Here is a 26,926-nt window from a genome sequence, read left to right on the forward strand (position 1 = left end):
CTGCCCCCTCTCCCGGTGCTGTCGAGTTGATGCTGCAATCGACGCTCCATTTTGGCCGATCTTGACATATACTGCCGCCGCAAGTGCCCAGACGGGCTGCCAAGGCACAAAACATCGCCAACTGCAGCAACACCTCACGCGGCCACAGCCGCAGATTTTGGAGCCCTTACATGTGCGGGATTTTGGGGATCGCAAGCCGGACAGACGAAGTCTTTGCCGAGATCTATGACGGTCTGCTGATGTTGCAGCATCGCGGTCAGGACGCCTCGGGCATCGTGACTTACACTGGCGAGAACTTTCGCGAGAGCAAGGCCAACGGTCTGGTCAAGGACGTGTTCAAAGCCGATGACGCCGAAACCTTGCGTGGCAAGATCGGCATGGGCCATGTCCGCTATCCCACCGCAGGCTCGCTGAGTGCATCTGAAGCACAACCTTTCTTCGTGAACGCGCCTTACGGCATCTACCTTGTCCACAACGGCAACATCACCAACACCGAAGAGCAGCGCCAAAAGGTCACTGCCAAATACAGCCGCCACCTGCGCACCACGTCCGATTCCGAAATCCTGCTGAACGTCCTGGCTGACAAAGTGGCCGACGCGATCAAGGTCAACGGCAACGCCGATCCGATCCGCAACCTGTTCGCTGGCGTAAAAATGACGATGGAGCGCATCCAGGGTGCCTATTCCGTGATCTGCCTGATCGCGGGCGTCGGCATGCTGGCGTTTCGTGACCCCCATGGCATCCGCCCCCTGTCAGTGGCCAAACGCGACGCCGAAGGGAACGGCGACGACTACGCCTTTGCCTCCGAGGATGTGGCGTTCGGCATCAACGGGTTCACCAAACTGCGCGATCTGAAAGCCGGCGAAGCGCTGCTGGTCGATCTTGACGGCAACCTGCATGAATTCCAGGCCGTCGAGGGCAACCTGACGCCCTGTATCTTTGAATACGTCTACCTCGCTCGCCCCGATTCACTGCTCGACGGCATCTCGGTCTACAAAACGCAGATGCGCATGGGTCAGACGCTGGCGAAACAGATCGAAGACAGCGGGCTGGACATTGACCGTATCATCCCCGTCCCCGACAGCGCCCGCCCCGTCGCGCTTGAGGTCGCCAAAGCCACCGGCATCCCCTACCGCGAAGGTCTGGTGAAAAATCGCTATGTGGGCCGCACCTTCATCATGCCCGGTCAGGCCGAGCGCCAGAAATCGGTCCGCCGCAAGCTGAACGCGATTCCGCTTGAGTTCGACGGTCACAACGTCCTGTTGATCGACGACTCGATTGTTCGCGGCAACACCATCAAAAAGATCGTCGAGATGTGCCGCGAGGCCGGTGCCAAAAAGGTCTACATCGCATCCGCCTCGCCGCCCGTGATCTACCCCAACGTCTACGGCATCGACATGCCCACCAAGCACGAACTGATCGCCAACGGTCTAAGCATCGAGGAAATCCGCGAAGAACTGGGCGCCGATGCGCTGTTCTACCAAAACCTCGATGATCTGATCTGGGCCGCACAAGAGGGCAACTCCGAGATCAAACAGTTCGACTGCTCCTGCTTTGACGGCAACTACATCACCGGCCTTGACGACAGCTATCTCGAGCATCTGGAATCCAGCAGCCGCGTCAGCAAGAAGATCGAGGATATGCCAGTCGCCGGATCCTCTTGGAACGCGGCCAAACTGGCGTCGGGATGACAACGGCGGCGCAGGTGCAAACACTGTCCCAACCCGCTTGCCTCATGCCTCGGTAAAGAAACCAGACCGGCCTTACATAAGGCGGGTCTTTTCACGAACACACCCTGAACGCCCAAGACAGCAACAATTCGTGCGCAAAATTCGAAGTGCCGATAATCGCGTGATCGAACGGAACTCTGAACAGCGGACGATGCTGTCGCACGGGTTCACTGCACAGGCTAGTCAGTGTCTGAACTTTACAATCATGGTGAATTCAGCCTAAGGCACAATCCGCTGGCGCACCGCTGGTGCGATCGGAAATTGGGGCAACTTACCCGTCAACGTTCGGATAAATAAATCCGTTCACCGGGTAGAAATTGCCATACTGGCCCGGCTGGGTTTCGACCCGGACCAGCGTCCAGTCATTGTTTTTGGACACGTCCTTGACGCCCATTTTCAACGATACCTTGTTGCGGTGCCAGTTGGCGTGGTTCACGATGATTTCTCGTTCAGAAACAACACCCGATACAACGGCCACATGCCCCAATGGCATCCCTCTGGTGCCCCGAAACGACATCACTGCGCCGACAACCGGTTCAGCACCGCGCTCATAGGTATTGCGCGCTTTGCCCCACCAGGTCTTGGCGTTGCCACGAATTTCAATGCCGCTCAGGTTTCGTGCGTAAGGCACGCACCACACTCTTTGCCCTCGGGCCTGTTTGTGTGCTACCTCGCGCAACGCCATCGACTGACGTTCTGGATCGAGGGTCAAGTAGGTCGGGCCTTGAGCGCAGGCAGAGACAAAACCGAACAGCCCCAACACAACTGCGGTCCGGGCCATGCCGGACAGGCGCAGCCAAATCGAGGATGTTCTGAAAGCGTTGTTTTGCACGAAGCGTCACTACCAGTTCAAATGTTCAGGGGGTTTTACGGTAATCACGCTGGCAAAGAAAAGAGACTTACCAGCTCTCCGGCAAGATTTTGCCTGTTTTGCGCGCGGCATTCAGGCCAAAGACCATCCCAAAAGGCGTGAACCCTCGCTTACTGATGGTGGTTGCGATTGCGTACGTGGCTTCCAGCGGGCTCAAAACCGCCTTTGGAAATGAAGCGTCGGGACAGTGCTCAGCTGACAACTGGTTCAGAATAGATTACTGTTTGCACCTCAACTCGCTTGCCAAACCCAACCGCGATCACACGGCCAACGCAGCTCACCGTGCAGTTGCAGCAAAACCCCGCGCATGGGTCACCTCGGCCTCTTTAACCTCTTCAGCGGGCCTGATAGGTCCCCGCTTCGGTAAACCAGTTCCGAGCTTTTTTGGGGAAACGCTCATGTCCAATTCCACAGTTAACAAAGCGGCCACTCAGCCAGGCACGCTCAAACGCAACAGCACCTCTGTCTTGGGTGTCTTTGGCGCGCAGGACGACATGCGCGCGCTGGTGCGCACCTCATCCGGGCGCGTGAAACAGATCAAACCCGGTGCCCGTATCAATTCCGCCCAAGTCGTCGGCATCGACAAGGATGGGCTGATCCTGCAGAAAAACGGCCGAACAGAGCGGCTGAATATCGCGGGCAGCTGATCTGCACTTGACGGGTCGCGCAACTGGGTTCAAACCGCGCGCATGACCGACGCACCCAAAATTGCCCTGATCACCGGCGCCTCGCGCGGCCTTGGCGCAGCCCTGGCCGAGGCGCTTGCCCTCACCCATCACGTCATCGCCGTGGCCCGCACCACTGGCGCGCTCGAAGAGCTGGATGACCGCATTCAGGCGGCGGGCGGCAGTGCTACGCTCGCGCCGATGGACATTACTGATCCCAATGCCATGGCGACGCTGTGTCGGGGCATTCATGATCGCTGGGGCAAATTGGACCTGTGGTTGCACACGGCCATTCATGCAGCACCTCTGACGCCTGCAAACTTTGTCGATCCCAAGGATTGGAACAAGTCGCTGGCGATCAACACCACCGCAACCTCGATCCTGATCCCCTATGTCGCGCCTTTGCTGGGCCACGAGGGGCAAGCCGTCTTCTTTGACGACCCCAAGGCGGGCGAAAAGTTCTATGGCACCTATGGCGCCACCAAAGGCGCGCAGATGGCGCTCGCGCGCAGTTGGGCGGCTGAAACGGTCAAGACCGGCCCCCGTGTCACCATCGTCGAACCCGCACCCATGCCCACGGCTGTGCGCGCGCGCTTTCACCCCGGTGAGGACCGCGAGGCGCTGGCCTCGGTCTCGGATGAGGCTGCAAAGATCGTCGCCAATCTCTGACCCTCAGATCGCGTCACTGTACCAGCGCGCGAAACTGGCCACATTGGGCTCCAGATGCGGCTGAAACCGCCCAGGCAGCGCGTCGGGGCACGCCATGCCACGCTGTTGATTGACCAAGGCCGGCACATCCTCGGCCAATGCCGCATCCAACCTCTCCAGATAAGCTGCCACACGGGTATCAAACCCCGGCAAGGCGCAGGTTTCGGGGTGGAAACAGGCGGTCTGCACCACCTTGCAGCGGTTCGGGGCCAGCGGATAAGCCTCGTAACACCACAGCGCGTCCTTGTTGGCGGCAAATGTCATGTTCGGGAACACCCAGGTATAGCGCGCTCCTTTCGTCGCCTGCCCCGTCAGACCCGGCATATCGGGCAGCGCGCTGTCCTGAGCACTTTCCAGCAGCGCCCCGGTGCCCTCCGTCCGCCCGAACTGCGTGGCAAAGGCCCCCGTCACCTGATCCGCCGGATCAGGTGCGGCATAGATGCTGTCGATGGAATCGGGATGCACAAACGGCAGGTGGTAATATTCGTTGAACACCTCAAGGAACATTTTCCAGTTACAGTCGACCTCCAACTCGCGCCGTCGCACGGTGTTCAGCTCGGCCAATGGCCAGGGCGCATGGATGTCCTGAAAATCCCCCAGATGCAGGTCTAGCGGGTCCGCTGCCTGATCCAGACAAATGAAAACAAACCCCGCCCGCTCTTCGGCACGATAGGCAATCAACCCGTTGTCGGCCCGGTCAAACCCTTGTGCTGCCTCCATCTGCGGTGCTGACACCAGCCGCCCGTCGAGCGCATAGAACCAGGAATGAAACGGACAGCGGATGCCTTTGCAACTCCCTTCTCCGTCCACCAGCCGCGCGCCCCGGTGACGGCAGCTGTTGGCATAGGCGCGCAGGGCACCTTCCTTGTCGCGCAGCAGCAAAACACTCTGACCCGCGAAATCCAGAGTAATGTAGTCACCGGGACCGGCCACCATGTCTGAACGCCCGATGCCAGCCCACCCCTGTCGGAAAAACTGCTCTATCTCAGCAGCTTGCGCATCACTTGCAACATAACATTGCGGTGGCAGACTCGACGCCTCATCCGCCGCCTTGCGGCAGTTCTCAAACGCGCACTCGTCCCGCATGGCTCGTGTCCTCCCTGACTGGCTGCATCCATACCGCGCCAGAGACCACATCCTGTCTGTTCAGAAAACGTCATAACCGACGCGTTCAAACGATTAGCCCAAGGCGACCCCGTTCCGCCCCGCCAGATCGCAAAAGAACTGCCAGGCCACCCGGCCAGACCGCGCGCCACGCGTGGCCTGCCATTCGATCGCCTCGGCCCGCAGGGTGGCCGCATCGATGCTGATGCCATGAGCCGCACAATAGCCGTCGATCATCGCCAGATACTCGTCCTGATCACAGGGGTGAAAGCCCAGCCACAACCCAAACCGGTCCGACAGCGAGACCTTCTCCTCGACCGCCTCGGACGGGTTGATCGCGCTCTGGCGTTCGTTTTCGATCATGTCGCGCGGCATCAGGTGGCGGCGGTTGGACGTGGCATAAAACAGCACATTTTCGGGCCGCCCTTCGATCCCACCATCCAGCACCGCCTTAAGGCTTTTGTAGTGCTGGTCGTCATGGCTGAACGACAGGTCATCACAGAACAAGATAAACCGGTGCTCGGATCCGCGCAGATGGTTCAGCAATCGCCCCACCGAAGGCAGATCCTCGCGTTGCAGTTCCACCAGTTTCAGACCCGGAAGATCCGCGTGAATCGCGCCATGTACAGCCTTGACTAGGCTTGATTTTCCCATCCCGCGCGCGCCCCAGAGCAATGCGTTATTCGCGCCAAATCCAGCGGCAAACCGGCGGGTGTTATCCAGCAGCGTATCACGCGACCGGTTGATCCCCACCAGCAGCTCCAGCGCCACCCGGTTGACCTCGGGCACCGGGATCAGACGGTCCGGCTCCACATGCCAGACAAAGGCGCTGGCCGCGTCAAGATCCGGGGCAGCCAAGGGGGCCGGTGCCATGCGTTCCAACGCTTCGGCAATGCGGGTCAAGGTCATCTCGGTCATGGGATCCTCCGGGGGTCTTCTTGTAGAAGGGTCAAAGCAGGTTTGGACAGGCCGCACAAGCACCCTGCCCGCTCACACTCACCCCTTGGCGGCGCGCTGCACCAGGCTCAGGCAGACGTTGGTGGCTGCCGCCATATCCTGAACCGAAATCCATTCCTTTGGCCCGTGGATGCATTGCATGCCAGTAAAGATGTTGGGCGTGGGAATACCCATTTCCGTCAACCGCGAGCCATCGGTGCCCCCCCGGATCGGCACTGACAGAACCTCGACCCCGTTGTCGGCGCAGGCCGCGCGGGCCAGTTCAACCGGGGTCATGTCATTTTCCAGCCAATAGCGCATGTTGCGATACTGCGGCGCGATCTTGCAGGTGATCTTTGCCCGCGGCTCGGACGCTTGCACCGCCGCGCAAACCTGCTGCAACAGATCACCCTTGGCCGCCAGACCATCCAGTTCAAAATCACGCAGAATGAACTTCAGCTCCATTTGCGACGATCCACCGTTCATATCCGTGACATGAATGAATCCCTCGTCCCCATCAGTCGTTTCCGGCTGCATGGTCGCCTGCGGCAAGGTCTGGATGATCTTGGACGCCAGATGAATCGCGTTGACCATCTTATCCTTGGCATAGCCAGGATGGATGGAAACGCCGGTCACTGTCACCACAGCCCCGTCGGCCGAAAAGCTCTCGTAAACCACCTCGCCCACGACACCCCCGTCCAGCGTATAGGCAAAATCAACCTTCAGATCATCCGCCAACCGGTTGTCAAAGCCGCAACCAATCTCTTCGTCGGGTGTAAAGGCCAGCCGCAGCGTCGGGTGCCGGGCATCGTCTGCCCTCAGCAGATGGCGCGCCATGGTCATGATGATCGCAACGCCGGCCTTGTCATCCCCACCCAAAAGCGTCGTGCCAGAAGCAGTGATGATGTCATGCCCCACCTTGGTGTCCAGATACGGGTGATCTTTGGGTGACAAAACCAGATCAGCGTCATCGGGATAGGTGATGTCGCCCCCGTTGTATCCGTCAATCACACGCGGTTTGACCCCAGTGGCGTTGAACTGCGGCGCCGTGTCCACATGCGCCAGAAACCCGATCGTCGGCCCTGCAACGGTCCCCGGCACAGTGGCCAACACAACGCCGTAGTCAGTCAACTCGACATCGGCCGCGCCAATCTCGGTCAACTCCTGCTCCAACAGGCGCAGCATGTCCCACTGACATTCGGTGCTGGGAGTGATGCCGGTGGTGGCGTCGCTCTGGCTGTCGATGGCAGCATAACGCATCAGGCGTTCTTGCAGTTCCGCGTCAAAGCTCGTGTCCAGATTTGCTGTCATGGGATCTCCAAAAACGGGCCTGCTCCGGGCCGACCTTTTCATACAAGTTTCGCCCATTCTTCGCGCATATGGAGCCGATCATCAACACATCAACCATCAGTTTGAGACAGAAGCGGTTACCAATCCATGCGTGTTGTTCCGTCTCACAGTCATCCTCGTCAAAGACTCCCGGTCGCGCATTCGTTGGGGGGGATGTCTTGGCCAAAAACGGTGGCTGCGGTCCGCAGTTCGAAATTACACGTCTCTCAAATCTTGTGATCCAACCAATCCAGCGCCTTTTGCGCAGTTTCCGGCCAGGACTCGTCGAACTGCATGTAATGACAGGCTTTTTCCACAACAAGGAAATCTGCGATTTCATAGCGCGCGGCCATACTTTTAGCCGTACTCGTTGCCACCGCCTTGTCTTCAGTCCCTGAAACAAAAAGCAATGGGCAGGTCACATGCGCAGGGTCAACAAGGGTGGTCTGGAGTTCATCGAACATCCAAAAAACAAACTCGAACAGAACGCGACCAGATTCGGTGCCCAGACGCGCATGGATGTCGCGCTGCAGATCCTTGGGCAATGTGTTCAGACCATATTTCACCAAAAGATCCAGGTCCTGCCCGAGCGCCTGTTCCCAGAAAGCACCTGCTGAAATGAACAGTTTCCCCAGATTGCGCTCTCCGTCCGTCGTCGCCAGCACACCGTTCAACACACTACTGTTAAGAAGGACGCCGGCCCTAACAGCACCCTGCGCCGCCAAAAGCTGTGCAATGACCCCGCCAAGGGAATGACCGACCACAATCGGAGCTTCACCAATTCCCTCGATCGCGCGCCGGGCGTCTTCTACGTAGTCTGCGATACTCAGCCCAACCAGCTTGCTGTCACGCTCTGGACCGGGCGGAAGTTCATGATAGCGGTAGGTCAGGCTGTGGCAGGTATATCCCGATGCCTCAAATGACGCCTGTACGTTCGCCATTGTCCACGCCGCCGCGTTGGTCCCCGTTAGTAGCAAAACTGGCGGTGTATCTGGTTCCGACATTCATATTTCCCCCAAATGGATTCAAAACCAACGCACTGCCGTCACATCATGCGACCAGATTTCACGAAATTTCAGTTAGCGACAAGGTGCACGAAATCCGATTTACCTGAAGAACAGACACCTAACACGAAATCACCCTCGCCGAGATCGGCGAGGGTGTCCATTTTTTTGCCCATCAATTACACCACGCGGCGGCGTTGACGGTCAGATAAGCCTAGCAAAAGACCTTGGCCAATGTGGGACCTGCGGCCCTGGCAGAGGCCCTCCTACTTCAGGTCATCGTCATGCTCGGCCAGATCCTCATCCATTTCGGCTTCCATCTCGTCGTCATAATAGCCATCAGCGCGCAGCTGTTCCTCGCGCTTTTTCTCGACGCGGCCAACCAGGAAGATCGACACCTCGTAAAGGCCATAGACCACAACAAACAGGATGACCTGAGTGATCACATCCGGCGGCGTCACCAGTGCGGCCAGCACCAGAATGGCGACAACCGCGTATTTGCGCACGTTGCCCAGACCCTCGGCACTGACCAGACCCGCCTTGCCCATCAGCGTCAGCAATACAGGCAGCTGGAAACACATGCCAAAGGCCACGATGAACTTGATGGTCAGGTTCAGGTATTCCTGGGCCGAGCCCTGGAACACCACGCTCAGCGGTGCGGCGGTCGCTGTGTCGGTCACGGCCTCGCCCTCGGCGCCAAACTGCTGGAACCCCAGGAAAAAATCATAGGCCAACGGGGTGACCACGTAAAAGGCAAACGACGCGCCCAGAATGAACATGAACGGCGATGCGATCATGAACGGCAGAAACGCGCCCTTTTCGCTTTTGTAGAGACCGGGTGCCACAAAGCGCCACATCTGCATGCCGATGTAGGGGAACGCCAGCATGAAGCCGCCCAGAAGCGAAACCTTAATGGCGACAAAGAAACCCTCTTGCGGCGAGATGAAGATCAACCCGCAGTCCTGGCCACGTTCATTCAGCACCGCGCACAAGGGTTCGGTCAGAAAGTTGAAGATCGGCGTCGCGACCGTGAAACAGGCGATCATGCCCACCAAGAACGCGACCACGCAGTGGATAAGCCGCGTGCGCAGCTCGGCCAGGTGTTCGATCAGCGGGGCAGAGCTGTCTTCGATCTCGTCGGTATGGCTCATGTTTTGGTCTCGGTCTCTGTGGTTGGCGTCGCTGTGTTCAACGCCGCCTCAGCTTCTTCGGCTTTGGCCATTGCCTGTTCGGCCTCACGCGCCTTGCGCTCAGCAGCTGCACGCGCGGTCGAGGCTTGGATTTTCTTTGCCGCCTCCGCCCGTTCAGCCGCCAGCTTGCCGGTCTCGCTTTCGGGGTCGAACTTGGTGGGGTCAATGGCGCTGGTCATCTCGCGCGCGGCATCCTTGACGCCGTCCATCGCCGCCCCCATCGGGTTGCTCGCGGTTTTCAGCCCCTTGGTGATGTCATTGACACCCGCCTGATCCGCCGCTTCGTTCATGGCGCTGGAAAACTCGCGCGCCATGCCGCGGGCCTTGCCGACCCAGCGACCGACATTGCGAAAGAGCACCGGCAAATCCTTGGGGCCAACAACGATCAGCGCAACGACGCCGATCACCAGCAGCTCGGTCCAGCCCAGATCGAACATCCCAGCTTAGACCTTGTCTTTTTCGGTCACGGCTTCGGCTTCGGGCGTCACGTCCTTGGCCTCGTCAGCGGCTTCCTGCTCCAACTCGGCGGTGCCTTCGTTGATGCCCTTTTTGAACGAGGTGATGCCTTTGCCCACTTCGCCCATCAGCGAGCTGATTTTGCCGCGCCCGAACAGGACCAGAACCACAACCGCAATCAGCAGGATGCCGGGAAGGCCGATATTGTTCAACATGTGTTGTCTCCTCAACTTGGGTGCCGCGCGGTGGCACGGCAGAATATCTCGGGCTCAGGTCTAGCGCAGCGCCTTGATCCGGGGAAAGGCGCATGGGTCCAGATTTCGCGCCCCCCTCCCGCAAAAGTGAAGATTTCCACCCCCACTGAAACCCAACTGACAGGTTTATGTCAGTTGCCCTACGTTAGGTCCACCCCATCGAAGGTCAATCAAACAGGAGTATCCAAAATGACCCAAGTCGCCGAGATCGTCACCTTTTTGCTCGCCCCTAATGTAAGCGTCAAAGACTTCGTAGCCCTCAGCCAAGCCTCCGAGGCGTTTGTGCGCGCCACGCCCGGATTTGTGCACCGCCAGCTCAGCCAGGGCGCGGACGGGCGTTGGACGGACTATGTGATCTGGCAGGACATGGAGACGGCGCAAAAGGTCGCTGCTGTCTTTCCAAAGCAGGACTTTGCGCCTGCGCTGATGGCGGCCATCGCGCCCGGAAGCGAACAGATGCGCCATGAAAAAGTACACTGGCAGATGAAGGCCGGTTGACGATGACCGGTGCGGCGCGGCAAGGGTAGTGCCATGCGCCGCACCGACCGCCTTTTTGACATCATCCAGATCCTGCGCGACGGCAAATTGCACCGCGCGCGCGACATCGCCGACCGGCTCGAAGTGTCGGTGCGCACGATCTATCGCGACATGGACACGCTGGTGGCCAGCGGTGTCCCGGTCGAGGGCGAACGCGGCGTGGGCTATATGGTGCGCGAGGCGATCACCCTGCCCCCTCTGACGCTGACCACCGAAGAGCTGGAGGCGCTGAACCTTGGCATGGCCATCGTCGCCGAGGCCGCTGATCCGGGGCTGAAAGCCGCCGCGCAATCGCTGGTGGACAAGATCGACGCTGTATTGCCGACGCAAACGGTTGCCGAAGCGGATGCCTGGAAGTTCGCGGTCTACCCCTTTGCGGATGCGGCGCGCGGCTTTACCCACATGGCGCCGCTGAGATCCGCGATCAAATCCCGCCAGAAACTGGCACTGAAATACCGCCGCATCGACGGCACGTTAACCGAGCGCACCATAAGACCGCTGCACATGGAATACTGGGGCCGCGTCTGGACGCTGACGGCTTGGTGCGAAACGCGCTGCGATTTCCGCGTCTTCCGCGTCGACCTGATCGAAGAGGTTACCCCCCTGCCCGAACTCTTTGCAGATGAACCCGGCAAACGACTTGAGGACTACGTACTCTAGGAAAGGTTCTGTCCTATAACAGGGGCACTCCCGCCCGTCGTCGATGCCCCTTGCGGGACACCTCCTCCCGTTGGGCCGTGCCGCCGCGCTGCGCGCGGCGGCGGGCGTCTAGCCGCAACCGTTGGTGACTCAAACGATAGCTTTCGCCCAGACGGAACCGCGCCGAGCCGAAGGCGAGGCGCCCGGCCCAAGACCGTTAGCTGTGCTGACGAAGTCAGGACAGTTCGAGCGCGGGAGCCCCCGTGCCCAAAGCGCGTTACTGCAGATACGGTGTCGGATCGACGCTGTCGAACCCCTTGCGCACTTCGAAATGCACATAGGCATTGTCGCCCGACCGCAGCTGCGCCAGCTTTTGCCCGCGCTTGACCCGATCGCCTTTGTTCACCTCGATGCTCTCGACGTTGGCATAGACGGTCAACAGGTTGTCTTTGTGGCGCACCACGATGATCGGCACTTGATCAGCGTCCGCCGTGATCGCCGCTACTGTCCCTTTGTCGGCCGCGACAACAGCCGATCCGGCCGCGGCAGCAATATCAATCCCGTCGTTCTTGCCCTTTTTGTAGGGTCGGATGATCTTGCCGCTGACCGGCATCGTCATCGCTGCACCACTGGCCTGCGTCGGCTTGGCCACCTCAACAGTCTCTGGTTCTGGTGCCTTGGCCGTCACCTTTTCATCTGGCAAGGGCGCTGTCGCACTTGGTGGTGTCGGCGTCGGGCTGCCGGATCCCGGCTTGGTCACTGCCGCCGCACTGGCCGCAGCCGCCGCTGCACCACTGGGCGCGGATTGATCCTTGACCGGGATAATCAGATATTGACCTTCGCGCACGGCAAAGTCGGACCCCAGCCCATTCCATTCCGCCAGCGCCTTGACCGGCACTTGATAGAGTCGCGACACAGTATAAGCCGTCTCGCCGCGGGCCACCTTGTGGCGTACCGGTTCCGGCCCCGTCGGTTTGGCCGCAGGCTTGGACGAACTTGCAGGCGCCAATGTCGTGGTCTCAACCGGCGTCGTGTCGGGTGCCTGATCAATCGCACTGCCCGCCAGCGCCGCAATATCCACCGATCCCCCCGAGTTGGCTTCCGCTACCCGAGACGGCAGGGCCAAAACCTCGCCCTTGCGCAGGGGCGTGTCTGCGTTCAAGCCGTTAAACCGCGCCACCTCACCCGCTGGCAGGCCGATGCGGTTGGATAATTCCGTCACGCTGTCCCCGGATCGGGCCACCGCCACCTGATAGTTGGGATAAGAAATCACCCCACGCGCATCTGGCTTTGGCCGGGGCGCAGTCTTGATCGATTGCGCCGCCTCAGTGGTGTTAAAGGCGCCGATCTGACCGCGCAGGTCGTAATCCAGCGGGCCCTCGCAGCCCGCGACCAAGGCGACCACAGCACCAGCGTACAGCAGCCGGGTGGGCAATTTCCGGGTGGAACAAATCATCTCGCTATCCTCAAACACGCGCCCCCCTGTTTGCCGGGGGCTTGGCGATCATCGCAACTCAAATAAGCCTTTAACCGTCCTTGCCCAACCCCTCAAGCAAGGGGACAAAGCGGACGGGCCGGATTTCGTCATAGTCGAACCCGCTTTCACTGCGCCGCACCCGGATCAGGGTCTGCACAGCGTCGGACTGGCCTACCGGCACCACCATGATACCGCCGATTTTCAGCTGCGCCAAGAGCGGCCCCGGCGGGTCCTCGGCCGCAGCCGTCACAATGATGCGGTCAAAGGGCGCCTGATCGGGCAATCCGAACGAACCATCGGCGATCATCGTGGTAATATTGACCAGCTGCAACGCTTGAAATATCCCTTGTGCCTCGCGCACCAGACGCGCATGCCGTTCCACCGTATAGACCCGCCGCGCCAGCTTGCTCAGGATCGCCGCCTGATAGCCCGACCCGGTCCCAACCTCGAGCACCTTGTCGCGCGGGTTGACTTGCAAAGCCTGCGTCATGATCCCCACCACCGAGGGCTGGCTGATCGTCTGCCCGCAGGCAATCGGCAACGGCATATCTTCGTAAGAGCGATCAGCAAAGATACCACGCACAAAAGGACCGCGATCGATCTCTTCCATCGCGTTCAGCACCCTCTTGTCCGTCACTCCCTTAGAGCGCAGAGCAAACAAAAACTGCATCTTGGTTTGTGCGTCAGGCCCACTCATTCGATGTCCGCAAGGGCCTCCATCGCGTCATGGGCCGTCAGATCTGCTCGCATCGGCGTGATCGAAATGTACCCCTCCAGGTTCACGGCCGCATCCGTTCCCGGCGCTGTCATGATCTGCTGATTGCCGCCCTTGATCCACAAAAACTGCTTACCAGACGGGGAGTTATGCGGCTCGACACTAAAACACGACCCGCGCCGGAATCCCTGCGGCACCACGCGAATACCCTTGACGTCACCGACCCGCACAGGCGGCAGGTTAACATTGTAGAACAGACGATAATCCTGATCTTGCGCAGGTATCTTGGCCAGAATCTTGCGGACCACATCGGCCCCATGTTCACGTACCAATTCAAAAGGCTGATCAATGCCATAGTTCTGCGGGCCATAATATTGCGACATGGCAATTGCTGGCAGACCTTGCAGGGCCGCCTCCATCGCGCCGCCCAATGTGCCGGAATACAGCGCATTTTCGGCCGAGTTGTTGCCTCGGTTCACGCCAGACAACACAAGATCGGGGCGTGCATCCTTCATCACGTGGTGCAGGCCCGCCAGCACGCAGTCAGCCGGGCTGCCTTCGGTGGCGTATCGCCGCTCACCCATCTTTGCGATCAACATCGGATGAGTGTAGCTGATGCAATGACCGACGCCAGATTGCTCGAACGCTGGGGCCACGACCCAGACCTCTCCGTCCGGTCCGGCCAGCTCTGCCGCGATCTCCTCCAGCGCGGCCAACCCGGGTGCGTTGATGCCGTCGTCATTTGTCAAAAGAATGCGCATGAAACCGCCGCCCCATCTGGTTTTTGCTGATTTTGCCCTTGATAGACGCGAGGTCCGACACGGGCAAGCACATGGATCATCTGCGCAAAGATAAAGCCACCCCTAAGGTGAATGAGCCACAGGTCCGACGTCGACATCCGTCGGCCGACGTCTAAGCGCACAAAAACTGACACAGTTTTTGATCCAATTTCTTTCCAAGAAATTGTGCCCCGCATGTAGCGAACGGCATCAGAACCCGCAGGGCAAGGCTTGCTGGTGGTTCAGGCCGGGAACACAAAGCAGCGATCGCGCCGCACCGTCAGCCACATCACCCGGCCTGCTTCGGGCACAAACACATTGGGCACCGTGGCCCGCAGGACCGATCCGTCGAAATCCATCCGGAACTCGACGAGGGATTCATTGCCCAGAAACCGCGCGCGCTCGACCACGCCCCGTGCCGCGACCCCCGCAGCGGGGGTCGGCAAAGGCCCCTTGCCGCCGCGATCAAAGTCCAACTTCACATGCTGCGGGCGAAAGACGATCTCGACATCCGTCCCATCCGGCACCCCCGGTGCCAGAAACTGACCAAAAGGCGTATCCGCCAGTGCACCATCAACTCTGGCACTCAGCGTGTTGATATCGCTAAAGAACCCAACCGCCGCCTTGTCTACTGGACGGGTATAGACATTATAGGGCGCACCGCTCTGCACGATCTGCCCATTGCGCATCAACGCGATTTCATCGGCCATCCGCATCGCCTCTTCCGGCTCATGCGTGACCAGCAGAACGGCGGTGTCTTCTTCCTTGAGCAGCGCCAACGTCTCGTCGCGGATGCCGTCCCGCAAACGGTTGTCGAGGCCCGAAAACGGCTCGTCCATAAGCATGATCCGAGGCCGCGGTGCCAAGGCCCGCGCCAAAGCGACCCGCTGCTGTTCGCCGCCTGACAGCTGATGGGGGAATTCGTCAATGTATTGGATCAGATCAACTTTGCGCAGCAACTCTTCGACCCGCGTGCGCTTCTCGGCCTTGGGCCCCTTAAGGCCGAAGGCCACGTTGTCGGCCACGCTCAGATGCGGAAACAGGGCAAAGTCCTGAAACATCAACCCGATTTCGCGCCGCTCGGGTGGGACCCGAAACACCGTGTCACAGATCAGCTTGCCATCGACATAGATCTCGCCTGAGTCCTGCATCTCGACCCCTGCGATCATTCGCAATGTGGTCGACTTCCCGCAGCCCGACGGTCCCAGCAAACAGGTCACCTGCCCCGCCTGAATCGACAACGAAACGTCATCCACCACGGCGCGCCCGTCGAACTGACGCACCATATTGCGGATTTCCAACCGGGGGGTCGGGCGTAAATGTGCCTGTGTCTCAGCGTTCAAATCTAGCCTCTTCGCCTTTCCCGAGTCCTTTCATCGGGCTTGGGACGGGATAGCAACCTGCCCCCCCCGACGCAAGAGAGTGGCGCAAGGCGTCAACAGCAGCTGACGATCGTTCCCGGTTCCTGATTGAACGGGCTGTCGCCGCCGCAGCCCTCAAAGATGCCATAGTGCGTGTCGAATTCGCCGATGAACTCGAAATGGCGCGCAAATCGCGTGTCTTGCAACATCATCCAGGTGTTGCCGCAGACCGGGAACACCTTGCCCGTCTCGATCACATGGTGATCATCCAGCACAAACTCATGCGGTGCGTGCGCCACAGTACCCTTATAGATCACCGCCTGCCCATAATCCTCGCACGCTGGTTCCAGCTCAGGCAGCTTGAACAGACGATAGGTCGCTGACAGGAACGACAACGGCGCCACCCGTGCCTCCAGCTCGGGGTTTTCGATGGTCAGCGGGCGGTGTGTGACCAAACGCGGATCGCCAAAGCCGGACGCCTTGGCGATGCTCAGGAAGTCATTCCAATACAAAGCGCCCGACAGGCACTCGCCATACAAAACCTCATCTTCGGCCATCTCTTTGGGCACCCGTCGGTCTGCGTAAACGTCCGAGAAATACATCTCGCCGCCCGGCTTCAACAGATGATGCGCCCCGCGCAGCACCGCACCCTTGTCGGTCGCAAGGTTCACCACGCAGTTCGACACGATGATGTCAAACGAACCCGGCTCCAGATCCAGTTCTTCGAGTTTTTCGATAAATCCGTGGTGAAAGTCGACATTGCTGGCGGCGTGACCAAAGACCTCGGCGTGATAGTCCTGATGGGCGCGGGCTACATCCAGCTGCGCAGGCGTCATGTCCACACCCACAACGCGCCCTGTTTCACCGACCATGGCCGAGAGCGCGTAAACATCGCGCCCAGCGCCACAGCCCAGATCCAGAATACGCATTCCGGTCAGATCCAGCGGCGCAATCAGCCCGCAGCCGTAATAGCGGGTCAGAACCTCGTCATGCACCTTGGACAAGATCTTCTTCAGATGATCGGGCATCTCATCGGGCGTGCAGCATGCATTGGTCTGCAGATCCGAACTCCCCTGCAACACCTCGCCGTAATAGTTCTGCACTGCTTCATGCTTCATCGGACCGCCCTTTTCTTAATTGTCCCGATGCAGCTAGCCGCCCCTGTGTTTCCTCGCAATCCGTGCGGGCCACATCTGACGCAACCGTGAAGCTGCGTGGGTCCTCACGCTTTGTTCCGACCCAGAATCCTGGCAAAAAAACGGGCCACAGCAGCCCCAATACCAACCTCAGATGACGGCAATTCCACCACCCCGACCCGCGCACCCACTTCCCAGACGCCTACAAAATCTTCGCGCGCCTGTATTTCGCCCCAGCACTTTTTCATGCTGTCCGAAAAATTGATACCGTCGATCAGAACAATCGCCCCCTTGGCGGCAACCCCTTCGATCAAAGCAAGCTGCTGGCGAACAAAATAACGCGTGTGAATCCCGTCGATCAATGCGATTTCCACCGACGTCGTGATCCGCTCCAGATTGCCTTCGAACGTGCCCTCGGTCAGATCGTAACTGCCCCCGACGCTGGCAAAATTGTCGCGAACGATCGGGGTCCACAGACGATTGGGTTCAAAGCTGAACAAGGTGCCGCCGCCGGCATACTTCATTCCCGCCAGCCAATACATGCCACTGACCCCAAAACCTGAACCAAACTCCAGCACGGCCTCTGGTTTAGTCTGCGCAGCCAACCAGGCATAAAACCTGCAGTAATCGGGTTGCGTGCGCACCTCTTCCACGTCGCGCTTGGGGTTTTGCCCAACCTTCACGCCATAGTTCCGCACCCGCTTATAAGCGGACCAAAGCGGCAACTTTCCCTTGTTCATGGTGCGATAGACCGCGGTTTCGATCTTGTCGAAAACAGCCACGTTCTCAGTGTCGAACCGGTCCTGTTCCTCTGGGTATCGCTCAAAAACCTCCGCCATGCGGCTCTTGTCCGTGACCCGCAGCGGTTTGATTACAACACTCATGACCTCTCCCTTTTTGGCTTCCTTTATGGCAGAAGCTCAAAGCTCTTTTCTACGCGCACGACACCGTTCACCTGTACCTGCAACAGATGTGCACCCGGCACCAATTTAAACGTGGTGGCGTCCCCCTTCAGCTTGTGCCGCTTGCGCAACGTCAATCCGCCTCCCGTCACCACCGCCTGCTTCAGCTTGTGCACCTTGGCCGAGGTCTTGCCGCCCGGACGTTGGAAATGAACGATATAATCCACCAATACTGGCACATCACGCGCGCCCGCGATCCCAACCTCGAACTCCAGCGCGCCGCCAATGCGCGCCTCGCCGTCGATATCAACCGTCACGGAAATTTCTGCGTCCGGGTCATACCCCAGCATCGACATCGCGCCGGGATGACCCGCTTTGACCAAACCTCGCAACGCATGAGCCGTCATCCAGTGCAGCTCGTTATCGTCCTGTGCCTTCTGCACTTGCCACTGCCCCAACCGCGACAACACCAGATCGGGGTCTTTCTTGGCGATGTCGTTCAGATGGTTGGCCACCGACCGCGTGACATAACGCGTTCCATCGCCATGCAACTTATCAAGCAACGGCAACGGATCAACCAATCCCAGACCCACGCTCATCCCCCAGGGCAACCGGGGTCGCGTCCCTTCACTGACCAGTCGCCGCACGTGATAGCTGTCATGCCCGGACCAGGCCACCATGCGCCCCAGTACCTCCTCTGGCCAGCGGTTCAGAAACGGCCGGATCGCCCATTCCATCGAAAACCGCTGCGTCAACTCTTCCAGCACATCCAGCGCCAGATCCGGATGCTCGATCCCCACATCGGCCACCCATTCGCCCAAGGGCGCAAAGATGAAATCGCCAAAATCGTCATCGCTCAATTCAGGGTTCAGCGGCGGCGGCAAGGACCGTAGGATCACAGGCGCCACCACCTGTAAATCCCCCGGCACAGCCTCGGCCAGACAGGCAGCGATCCAGGTCATCCGCTCTTTCAATTCCAGCTCCAGCAACCGCGACATCACCCGCGCCTGAAAGCCGTCTGCGTCAAAGCCGTCACGGTCAAAAAGGCCCGCCAGATAGCGGACCTTTTCGGCGTTAAACAGCTGATCCTTCATGGAAAAGCCAGATGCCATGAATCACATCGTCATGTTGGTGGCACCGCCATCCAGCAGAATGTTCTGGCCCACGATGAACCCCGAATGCTGCGAGCACAGAAAGGCACAAGCCGCGCCGAACTCTGCCCGTGTGCCATAGCGGCGCGCCGGGATCGTCGCCTCGCGCGCGGCCTTGGCCTCGTCCAGCGAAATCCCCTGCTGTCCCGCCACCCCCGTGTCCAGTGACACGGCACGATCAGTGGCGTGAATGCCCGGCAACAGGTTGTTGATCGTCACCCCATGCGGCGCCACCTGCCGCGAGGTGCCCGCAACATAACCCGTAAGGCCCGTGCGTGCCGCATTCGACAGCCCCAACACCGCGATAGGCGCGCGCACCGATTGCGAAGTGATGTTGACCACCCGGCCCCACCCCTTGTCCATCATCCCCGGCAGCAGCGCCTTCATGAAAGCAATCGGCGTCAGCATGTTGGCATCCAGCGCCTTGATGAAATCGTCACGCTCCCAATCCGACCACATGCCGGGGGGCGGACCGCCCGCATTGGTCACCAGAATATCAACGCCTTGAGCTGCCTCAAGCACCCGCGCCTGTCCGTCCTCGGTGGTCACATCCGCCGCAACCGTCTGCACGCTCACACCATGCGCGGCGCGAATCGCTTCGGCCGAAGCCTCGAGCGCTTCGGTCCCGCGCGCAGTCATGATCAGATCGACACCCGCCCCGGCCAATGCTTCTGCGCAGCCCAGGCCCAAACCCTTGCTGCTGGCCGACACCAACGCGCGTTTTCCCGAAATTCCCAGATCCATCTTCATCTCCCTCTCTCGCCCCAAAAAAACGGCGGCTTTGCGCCCGAGTTAGCACCAGCTTGCCCGCAAATGCCAGCCATTCACCAAAGGTCTGACCGATATCCGCCACATTCTGGCGCTATCGTGACTTGTCACACCTGAGGTGACCCGCCAAATTATAGAGCCGAGCAACAAAGAGCCAACACCCGTGACCGCAACCAGCCCCGTGCAATCCATTCCCGTCTTTCGCGCGCAGCACTTTACCGTGATCAACGGCGCCAACATGGGCGACGAGCTCTCGTTCATGGACGAGCTGATGTTGGATGACATCTATGCGCTTGGCCACGGCGCCACGCTGCAACGGCTGGCCTTGCAGACGGATGCAGAGGGCCGGTTCGAAGTGGCCGATGACACCGATTGCGGCACCCCCGGCGCTCTGATCCATCTTGATTGCACGCTCAGCCTGATGTCACCCGACGGGCAGACCACCGATGCGTTGGTGCTGGTCGAAGTCGACGGCACCGGCCACATCGCCGAGCTTTACCTGCTGCCCCTCTCCCCGCTCGAAGCAAAAGTGGAATACTCCCTTGTCGGCATGGACCGCGACAGCGCGCGACAAAAATTTGCACAGGTCGCTTGCGTCTCGTTCACCCGCGGCACCCACATCACGCTGGCCTCGGGCGCACAGATAAGGATCGAGGACCTAAGCGTCGGTGACCGTATCCTGACCCGCGACGACGGCGTGCAACAGGTGCGCTGGATCGGCCAAAGCACCGTCCGCGCAGTGGGCGAATTGGCACCCATCATCATCAAGGCAGGCGCGCTCAACAACGAAAACGACCTGCTGGTCAGCCCTGACCACCGGCTTTTTGTGTATCAACGCTCTGATCAGATTGGCGCCGGGCGGCCTGAACTTCTGGTCAAGGCACGCCATTTGGTCAACGGTGACACCGTGTTTGTGCAAGACGGCGGCTTTGTGGATTATTTCCAGCTGCTTTTCGACCATCACCACATCATCTACGCCGAAGGGATCGCAGCCGAAAGCATGCTGCTGGATCCCCGAACCAAACCGGCACTGCCGCAAGAGCTGATCGACCGCATTTCGCCCCTCTTGGACCAACACGGCACCGGCGCCGAGCATGGCATAGACGTCGCCAAGGCCTTGCTGGACCGCCCCGACGCCATCGCCCTCCTGAAACGCGCCTCGCGTCACTAGCGCAGGTTTCGCTTCAAACAACTCCGGGGGAGCTCCCGTGCCCGCGCGATCCTGGCTTCGCCAGCACCGCGAACGGCCTTGGGCCCAGCGCCGCGCTACGCGCGGCGCGGTCGTGCCTGTTGCTCCTGTCTTGCCCAAAGCCGCCCCACAAGGCGCGCGCGCCCTAATCGATCCGCCCAACACAAGCACCAACCGCCGAGCGCAGCGAGGCCCGGCCCAACGGGAGGCGGTGTTCCGTCAGGAACGCCAACGACGGGCGGGAGCATCCCCCTCATCGGATCCACCTGTCCAATCACGCTCTGGTCAAAACGATCGCATTTGGCTTCATCAGCAGGGCACAAGGCTCTAACCTTATGCGAGCATCACACAACGGACATCCAATGATCAAACGCCCGCTTGCCACCGCAGCCCTGATCCTCGCCGCCACCGCCGCCTTCGCCCACCAAGGCGTCCAGAACCCGGCAGTCAAGGCGCGCACGCATTCGATGATGGGGTTAGACAAAGACCTCAAGCTGATGATCTCGATGGCCAAGGGGGACATCCCCATGGACGCCACCGCCGCTCAATCAGCAGCCCGCCGCATTCAGGCAGGCACACCCGACATCGCGCCGCTCTTCGAAGCCCCCGAAACCGACCCCAAATCCGAAGCGTTGCCAAGCATCTGGGATGAGTACGACACCTTCACCGCTCTGGCCCGCGATCTGGACCAGGCCGCCGCCAAAGCCGCGCCCACCATCCAGGACCGCCCCTCCCTGGCCCAGGCCATCACCAACATCGGCGGGGCTTGCCGAGCGTGTCACAAGCGGTATCGCGAATAACCGGGGCATTTTGAACGCCCACGCAAGCCACGCTTCACTTATCATCCCACGACAAACAACTGGCGCACTGTGCCAATCTGGATGACACTCAAGGTCAACGGGGGAACCAATCAATCTCCCCCCTTGAAGGGTGGTAAGAAATCGGATTGTTGTTTCACGTACCTCAGCCAACTCTCAGAAAGCTATTGTAAGTGAGACGACATCGTTTTTGATGTTCTGCACTGTTCCTATGCGCCGCTTGGTTTTCCCAAACTGGCCCTGCAAGTACCCAACAACCTGGGCAACCGCAGTGCCAACTGGGCGAGGAATTCTACCCGGAAGGTCGCGTCACAGTCTTGGGTGAGCGCGTGTTCAAACTTTGCAACGGGCAGTTCAACACACCCCCAAACGACCAATGGGTTTCGCTCAGTGTAAGCCGTGAAAGTAGCATTGACGCGGCGTTGGCTCCGGGTTTTCCGGGCTTGCGAAATACTGGAAGCCTCAGCAGAGTGACCTACACGCATGGGCAGCCTCACCCTGGATCGCGAGAATTGATCCAGCTAACAGCAGGTGACGTTCGTTACTCTGTTGGTGTTTTGCCGTTTAGGATGGACAAAGCGAATCAAAAGGTTGCTGAGAGTAGATTACCCCAGAACTCTGCCTACCACACGGCAGCAGAACAAGGTGCGCCGGAACACTACTTGTCATGCAACGTACCAATATCCCCACCTTTCTCAAATGACGTGTTTTGTCGTTTTGCCGTTGTCTATCAGCCCGGAGAAGATCTGTTCATAGATCTGATTTATCTAAAGTCAGAAAGTTTTGGTTTCGCCGGGTTTGGCGCAGAAGACTTCAATCTTTCAAACCTACCCAATCATGTCTGTGGCCTCCATCGCGCTTTCCAGGCAATTGAAATAGTAAAGGACAAATAAGCGACCCACCTTCTATTCGACTGCCCTAACCTTGTCCTCACCCCGACACCTCCCGCTGGATCCGCTGCGCCTCCAGCATCAACCGTGGCAGCGTGTTGTCATACTGATGCCCGCTGATGTGACCACACAACAGCGCCGTCCAATAGATCCGAAGCACCTGATTGATCCGCGCCTGATACCCCGGTCCCAGCTTACGAAACCAACGCACCATGTCCGCGTCCAACCGCAGGGTCACGCGGGTTTTGTCGCGCACCGCCCCGTGCCATGTGTCCAGCCCATGCCAGTCCTTGGGCAAGCTCTGATCCAACCAGTCCCGCGCCAACCCGTTTTGCAGCTCTTCCAACTCGTGCAGCATCTCACCGCGCGCCTGTTTGCGACCCACCATCACGTTACCTCTCGTTAACCTGCCGACAACTTTGCCCGGCAAAAGTTAACACAGCATCAGTCCTACGGTCGGTGCACGCCCTGTGCACGGGTTGTGCACGCATAGCACAGCGCGTTTTTCTTGCGTTGCCCGCGTTCCTTACCTATACGCGCGCTCATGCTTGATACCGCCACAAACCGCCCCGAATTGCCGCCCGAGATCGCGCGTCGCCGCACCTTCGCGATCATCTCGCACCCGGACGCCGGCAAGACGACCCTGACCGAAAAGTTCCTCTTGTACGGGGGCGCCATCCAGATGGCCGGGCAGGTGCGCGCCAAGGGCGAAGCAAGGCGCACACGCTCAGACTTCATGCAGATGGAAAAGGATCGCGGCATTTCGGTCAGCGCATCCGCAATGTCGTTTGATTACAATAACTTCCGCTTCAACCTCGTGGACACACCCGGCCACTCGGACTTCTCGGAAGACACCTATCGCACGCTCACGGCGGTGGATGCGGCGGTGATGGTGATCGACGGTGCCAAGGGTGTCGAAAGCCAGACCCAGAAGCTGTTCGAGGTCTGCCGCCTGCGCGACCTGCCGATCCTGACGTTTTGTAACAAGATGGACCGCGAAAGCCGGGATGTCTTTGAAATCATTGACGAGATTCAGGAAAATCTCGCCATCGACGTGACCCCGGCCAGCTGGCCCATCGGCGTGGGGCGCGACTTTGTGGGCTGCTATGACATCCTGCACGACCGGCTGGAACTAATGGACCGCGCCGACCGCAACAAAGTGGCGGAAAGCATTGAAATCAATGGACTTGATGACCCCAAATTGGTCGAACACGTCCCCGAGCATCTGCTGGAACAGCTCAAAGAAGAGCTGGAAATGGCGCGCGAGCTGCTGCCGCCGCTGGACCCCCAAGCGCTGTTGGATGGCACGTTAACACCGATCTGGTTCGGCTCGGCGATCAACTCCTTCGGGGTCAAGGAACTGATGGACGGGATCGCCGGTTACGGCCCCGAGCCTCAGGTTCAAAAGGCCTTGCCTAGAGAGATTTCGCCAGAAGAAACAAAGGTTTCCGGCTTTGTTTTCAAGGTTCAGGCCAACATGGACCCCAAGCACCGCGACCGCGTGGCCTTTGTCCGCATGGCGTCGGGCCACTTCAAGCGTGGCATGAAACTGACCCATGTGCGCTCCAAAAAACCGATGGCGATTTCCAACCCTGTGCTGTTCCTGGCGTCTGACCGCGAACTGGCGGAAGAGGCCTGGGCCGGCGATATCATCGGCATCCCCAACCACGGCCAACTTAGAATCGGTGACACGTTAACCGAAGGTGAAGCCTTGCGTGTTAGTGGTATCCCCAGCTTTGCTCCGGAACTGCTGCAGGGGGTGCGGGCTGGTGACCCGATGAAGGCCAAACATCTGGAAAAGGCGCTGATGCAGTTCGCCGAAGAAGGCGCCGCCAAAGTGTTCAAGCCGTCCATCGGCTCGGGCTTTATCGTCGGTGTTGTTGGCCAGCTTCAGTTCGAGGTTTTGGCCAGCCGGATCGAATTGGAATACGGCCTGCCCGTGCGGTTTGATCAATCGCAATTCACCTCGGCCCGCTGGGTCAACGGTGACAAACAGGCCGTGGACAAGTTCATCAACGCCAACAAACAGCACATCAGCTATGACCACGACGGCGATGTGGTTTATCTGACGCGCCTGCAATGGGACATCGACCGGGTCGAGCGCGACTATCCTGACGTGCGCCTGACCGCAACAAAAGAGATGATGACCTGACCACCCGGCAGGTCATCAATCAACTTCAAAGGAAATTTAAACGTTTACTTTCATAAAGTTAGATTAATCTTATGCGCCCTAGCGTGTGCCAGGCAGCTGTTTGCAAACACGGCCCGCTGCTGCCTGTCCAGTGGGCGGCGACAGGGTTTCACTGACATATCCAACCGTCACCGCCCTCCATCCCCCAGCGGCACGCATCGTGTTTCAGATCTCGGCTATCCAAGTAAGCAGACGTCTGATTTACAGCCGGGATACCTATCAAATGCCTGCCCATTCAGTGGCGTTTGAAGTATTGGAACTGATCGCATTGGCCCGCCTCTGGCACATGTCGAAATCAACCCGGTGGTGTACCCCTTGCTGTTCCTGCATTCTGCGCCCGCCTAGATTCGCCCACAAAAACGTCTTTGCCCACACGTCCCGCTCCAGGTCTGTGCGCAATTCCGATGTCCCTGGATCAGTGGAAACAGAACCTCCGAGCCCACTTCGGTTGTCGACTAATATGTCAAAAAATCACATAATTCAGCCTCAATAGGTCACATGATTTGACCCCAGCCGGGGATTTTGCTATGTCCGCGACCGAGCCGTGATGCGCAATCAGCGCAGGGTCGTACGGACCCGGCTCACACCAGACGTGCGGGCCGTGAATGTGTCCGCAAACCGCGGAAACTCATGACGAAATTTACCGACCTCAACCTGAATCCCAAGGTTCTCAAAGCTATTGCAGAGGCGGGGTACGAATCCCCCACCCCAATTCAGGCTGGCGCCATCCCTCCCGCTCTTGAAGGGCGCGATGTTTTGGGAATCGCTCAGACCGGCACCGGCAAAACAGCCAGCTTCACGCTGCCGATGATCACGCTTCTGGCCCGAGGCCGCGCCCGTGCGCGCATGCCGCGCAGCCTGGTGTTGTGTCCCACGCGCGAGCTGGCCGCCCAGGTGGCCGAGAACTTTGATACCTACACCAAACACATGAAGCTGACCAAAGCGCTGCTCATTGGCGGCGTCAGCTTCAAAGAGCAGGAGTCGATCATCGACAAGGGCGTCGACGTCCTGATTGCCACCCCTGGTCGCTTGCTGGACCATTTCGAACGCGGCAAGTTGATCTTGTCAGACGTCAAGGTCATGGTCGTGGACGAAGCCGACCGGATGCTCGACATGGGCTTTATCCCCGACATCGAGCGTATTTTTGGCCTGACCCCGTTTACCCGCCAGACACTGTTCTTTTCCGCCACAATGGCACCCGAGATTGAGCGGATCACCAACACCTTCCTGTCCGCGCCCGAGCGGATCGAGGTCGCGCGCCAGGCAACAGCGTCCGAGACCATCGAACAGGGTGTGGTCATGTTCAAACCGTCGCGCCGCGACCGTGAAGGCAGCGAAAAACGCACGGTTCTGCGCGCATTGATCGACCGCGAAGGCGAAAAGTGCACCAACGCAATCATCTTCTGCAACCGCAAGACGGATGTCGATATCTGCGCGAAATCGCTCAAGAAATATGGCTATGACGCCGCCGCGATCCATGGCGATCTGGATCAATCACAGCGCACCAGGACTCTCGATGGGTTCCGCGAAGGGTCCTTACGCTTGCTGGTGGCTTCTGACGTGGCCGCGCGTGGCCTGGATGTGCCTAGCGTCAGCCACGTGATCAACTTCGACGTCCCCGGTCACCCCGAGGACTACGTTCACCGCATCGGCCGCACAGGCCGCGCCGGACGCGAAGGCACCGCGATCACCCTCTGCGGTCCACGCGATCAAAAAGCGTTGGATGCGGTTGAACAGCTGATCCAGAAAGAAATTCCTCGCCTCGAAAGCCCGGTGAAATCCAAGGCTGTTGAGGTCAAGGAAGCACCCAAGGACGAGATCAAGGAACCGCGCGAGAATAAGAGCGCAGGCAAGCCTCGCCGGGCAGACAAACCCGACAGATCAGAAAGATCAGACCGCACGGACAACAAGCCGACCGAGAACAAGCAACGTTCGCGTGGGCGTGATCGCAATGATCGCGGCCACAAAGTCGTCGGCATGGGGGATCACCTGCCAAGCTTTATTGCTCTCAGTTTTGCGGAACGCCGCGCCAGCTGACGCTCTGGGCCTTCAAGATCACAAAGCGCCCCATGTGCCGACATGCGGGCGCTTTTTTTGTCCTGACGACTAAGCTGTGCAACAGGATC

General features: G+C 59.4%; 27 protein-coding genes. 10 read left to right on the forward strand and 17 right to left on the reverse strand.

What is annotated here, in order from left to right; genetic code table 11:
• The first annotated feature begins 170 nt into the window (after positions 1-170).
• Positions 171-1,691, forward strand: a complete 1,521-nt coding sequence (purF, locus tag G6R15_RS00420; RefSeq protein ID WP_164657817.1) for an amidophosphoribosyltransferase — start codon at positions 171-173, stop codon at positions 1,689-1,691.
• 310 nt (positions 1,692-2,001) lie between these two features.
• Here the strand turns inward: purF and G6R15_RS00425 are convergent, their stop codons facing one another.
• Positions 2,002-2,511: a CHAP domain-containing protein gene (locus G6R15_RS00425; protein ID WP_164657818.1), complete on the reverse strand. Its 510-nt coding sequence runs from the start codon at positions 2,509-2,511 to the stop codon at positions 2,002-2,004.
• Between the two features lie 488 nt (positions 2,512-2,999).
• Between G6R15_RS00425 and G6R15_RS00430 the strand changes: the two genes are divergently transcribed.
• Together G6R15_RS00430 and G6R15_RS00435 are read left to right on the forward strand one after the other, a co-directional pair.
• Positions 3,000-3,248 (forward strand): hypothetical protein, encoded by a 249-nt coding sequence (locus G6R15_RS00430; protein WP_164657819.1) that lies wholly within the window; start codon positions 3,000-3,002, stop codon positions 3,246-3,248.
• Between the two features lie 42 nt (positions 3,249-3,290).
• Positions 3,291-3,935, forward strand: coding sequence for an SDR family oxidoreductase (locus G6R15_RS00435; protein WP_164657820.1), 645 nt, complete (start codon positions 3,291-3,293; stop codon positions 3,933-3,935).
• Positions 3,936-3,938: 3 nt separating this feature from the next.
• Here G6R15_RS00435 and G6R15_RS00440 read toward each other — a convergent pair whose 3' ends face one another.
• The 7 genes from G6R15_RS00440 to G6R15_RS00470 all read right to left on the reverse strand — a co-directional run bounded on the left by G6R15_RS00440 (position 3,939) and on the right by G6R15_RS00470 (position 10,208).
• Positions 3,939-5,060, reverse strand: a complete 1,122-nt coding sequence (locus G6R15_RS00440; protein WP_164657821.1) for an aromatic ring-hydroxylating dioxygenase subunit alpha — start codon at positions 5,058-5,060, stop codon at positions 3,939-3,941.
• Positions 5,061-5,153: 93 nt separating this feature from the next.
• Positions 5,154-5,996 carry an ATP-binding protein gene (locus G6R15_RS00445; protein WP_164657822.1) on the reverse strand — a complete coding sequence of 281 codons (843 nt, stop codon included), beginning with the start codon at positions 5,994-5,996 and terminating at the stop codon, positions 5,154-5,156.
• Positions 5,997-6,074: 78 nt separating this feature from the next.
• The gene (gene pepT, locus G6R15_RS00450) at positions 6,075-7,325 is read right to left on the reverse strand and encodes a peptidase T (RefSeq protein WP_373455997.1); all 1,251 of its coding nucleotides are present in this window, start codon (positions 7,323-7,325) and stop codon (positions 6,075-6,077) included.
• Positions 7,326-7,570: 245 nt separating this feature from the next.
• Positions 7,571-8,347 (reverse strand): alpha/beta hydrolase, encoded by a 777-nt coding sequence (locus G6R15_RS00455; RefSeq protein WP_164657823.1) that lies wholly within the window; start codon positions 8,345-8,347, stop codon positions 7,571-7,573.
• 266 nt (positions 8,348-8,613) lie between these two features.
• Positions 8,614-9,498 (reverse strand): twin-arginine translocase subunit TatC, encoded by an 885-nt coding sequence (tatC, locus tag G6R15_RS00460; RefSeq protein ID WP_164657824.1) that lies wholly within the window; start codon positions 9,496-9,498, stop codon positions 8,614-8,616.
• On the reverse strand, positions 9,495-9,974 hold the full coding sequence (tatB, locus tag G6R15_RS00465) for a Sec-independent protein translocase protein TatB (RefSeq protein ID WP_164657825.1): 480 nt from the start codon (positions 9,972-9,974) through the stop codon (positions 9,495-9,497). The genes tatC and tatB overlap by 4 nt, the downstream gene beginning before the upstream one ends.
• 6 nt (positions 9,975-9,980) lie before the next feature.
• Positions 9,981-10,208, reverse strand: coding sequence for a twin-arginine translocase TatA/TatE family subunit (locus G6R15_RS00470; protein WP_164657826.1), 228 nt, complete (start codon positions 10,206-10,208; stop codon positions 9,981-9,983).
• Between the two features lie 228 nt (positions 10,209-10,436).
• Between G6R15_RS00470 and G6R15_RS00475 the strand changes: the two genes are divergently transcribed.
• Positions 10,437-10,745, forward strand: coding sequence for a hypothetical protein (locus tag G6R15_RS00475; protein WP_164657827.1), 309 nt, complete (start codon positions 10,437-10,439; stop codon positions 10,743-10,745).
• A 33-nt stretch (positions 10,746-10,778) separates the two neighbouring features.
• Positions 10,779-11,444 (forward strand): YafY family protein, encoded by a 666-nt coding sequence (locus G6R15_RS00480; protein WP_164657828.1) that lies wholly within the window; start codon positions 10,779-10,781, stop codon positions 11,442-11,444.
• 256 nt (positions 11,445-11,700) lie between these two features.
• Here G6R15_RS00480 and G6R15_RS00485 read toward each other — a convergent pair whose 3' ends face one another.
• The 8 genes from G6R15_RS00485 to G6R15_RS00520 all read right to left on the reverse strand — a co-directional run bounded on the left by G6R15_RS00485 (position 11,701) and on the right by G6R15_RS00520 (position 19,688).
• The gene (locus G6R15_RS00485) at positions 11,701-12,879 is read right to left on the reverse strand and encodes a peptidoglycan DD-metalloendopeptidase family protein (RefSeq protein WP_164659208.1); all 1,179 of its coding nucleotides are present in this window, start codon (positions 12,877-12,879) and stop codon (positions 11,701-11,703) included.
• Positions 12,880-12,949: 70 nt separating this feature from the next.
• Positions 12,950-13,597 (reverse strand): protein-L-isoaspartate(D-aspartate) O-methyltransferase, encoded by a 648-nt coding sequence (locus G6R15_RS00490; RefSeq protein ID WP_164657829.1) that lies wholly within the window; start codon positions 13,595-13,597, stop codon positions 12,950-12,952.
• Complete coding sequence (gene surE, locus G6R15_RS00495) at positions 13,594-14,376, reverse strand: 5'/3'-nucleotidase SurE (RefSeq protein WP_164657830.1); 783 nt, start codon at positions 14,374-14,376, stop codon at positions 13,594-13,596. Before surE ends, G6R15_RS00490 begins: the two co-directional genes overlap by 4 nt.
• A 260-nt stretch (positions 14,377-14,636) precedes the next feature.
• Positions 14,637-15,680, reverse strand: coding sequence for an ABC transporter ATP-binding protein (locus tag G6R15_RS00500; protein WP_164659210.1), 1,044 nt, complete (start codon positions 15,678-15,680; stop codon positions 14,637-14,639).
• A 149-nt stretch (positions 15,681-15,829) separates the two neighbouring features.
• The gene (locus tag G6R15_RS00505) at positions 15,830-16,873 is read right to left on the reverse strand and encodes a methyltransferase domain-containing protein (protein ID WP_164657831.1); all 1,044 of its coding nucleotides are present in this window, start codon (positions 16,871-16,873) and stop codon (positions 15,830-15,832) included.
• 104 nt (positions 16,874-16,977) lie between these two features.
• Positions 16,978-17,775, reverse strand: coding sequence for an O-methyltransferase (locus G6R15_RS00510; protein ID WP_164657832.1), 798 nt, complete (start codon positions 17,773-17,775; stop codon positions 16,978-16,980).
• 23 nt (positions 17,776-17,798) lie between these two features.
• Entirely contained in the window at positions 17,799-18,905 is a 1,107-nt protein-coding gene (locus tag G6R15_RS00515; RefSeq protein WP_164657833.1) for a hypothetical protein, read from the reverse strand.
• Between the two features lie 3 nt (positions 18,906-18,908).
• Positions 18,909-19,688, reverse strand: a complete 780-nt coding sequence (locus tag G6R15_RS00520) for an SDR family oxidoreductase (RefSeq protein ID WP_164657834.1) — start codon at positions 19,686-19,688, stop codon at positions 18,909-18,911.
• A gap of 187 nt (positions 19,689-19,875) precedes the next feature.
• On the opposite strand from G6R15_RS00520, the gene G6R15_RS00525 reads away from it, so the two are divergent.
• The 3 genes from G6R15_RS00525 to G6R15_RS00535 all read left to right on the forward strand — a co-directional run bounded on the left by G6R15_RS00525 (position 19,876) and on the right by G6R15_RS00535 (position 22,612).
• Positions 19,876-20,883, forward strand: a complete 1,008-nt coding sequence (locus G6R15_RS00525) for a Hint domain-containing protein (RefSeq protein ID WP_240336630.1) — start codon at positions 19,876-19,878, stop codon at positions 20,881-20,883.
• Positions 20,884-21,263: 380 nt separating this feature from the next.
• The gene (locus G6R15_RS00530; RefSeq protein WP_164657835.1) at positions 21,264-21,701 is read left to right on the forward strand and encodes a cytochrome c; all 438 of its coding nucleotides are present in this window, start codon (positions 21,264-21,266) and stop codon (positions 21,699-21,701) included.
• Positions 21,702-22,189: 488 nt separating this feature from the next.
• On the forward strand, positions 22,190-22,612 hold the full coding sequence (locus G6R15_RS00535) for a hypothetical protein (RefSeq protein WP_164657836.1): 423 nt from the start codon (positions 22,190-22,192) through the stop codon (positions 22,610-22,612).
• A gap of 37 nt (positions 22,613-22,649) precedes the next feature.
• Here the strand turns inward: G6R15_RS00535 and G6R15_RS00540 are convergent, their stop codons facing one another.
• Positions 22,650-22,997, reverse strand: coding sequence for a BrnA antitoxin family protein (locus tag G6R15_RS00540; RefSeq protein WP_240336631.1), 348 nt, complete (start codon positions 22,995-22,997; stop codon positions 22,650-22,652).
• A gap of 156 nt (positions 22,998-23,153) precedes the next feature.
• Here G6R15_RS00540 and G6R15_RS00545 point away from each other — a divergent pair, with 156 nt between their 5' ends.
• A complete protein-coding gene (locus tag G6R15_RS00545) occupies positions 23,154-24,761 on the forward strand; it encodes a peptide chain release factor 3 (RefSeq protein ID WP_164657837.1) in 1,608 nt (535 codons plus the stop codon).
• Positions 24,762-25,430: 669 nt separating this feature from the next.
• Entirely contained in the window at positions 25,431-26,837 is a 1,407-nt protein-coding gene (locus tag G6R15_RS00550; RefSeq protein ID WP_164657838.1) for a DEAD/DEAH box helicase, read from the forward strand.
• Positions 26,838-26,926: the final 89 nt, after the last annotated feature.

The organism is Tropicibacter sp. Alg240-R139 (assembly GCF_900537075.1).
GTDB lineage: Bacteria > Pseudomonadota > Alphaproteobacteria > Rhodobacterales > Rhodobacteraceae > Falsiruegeria.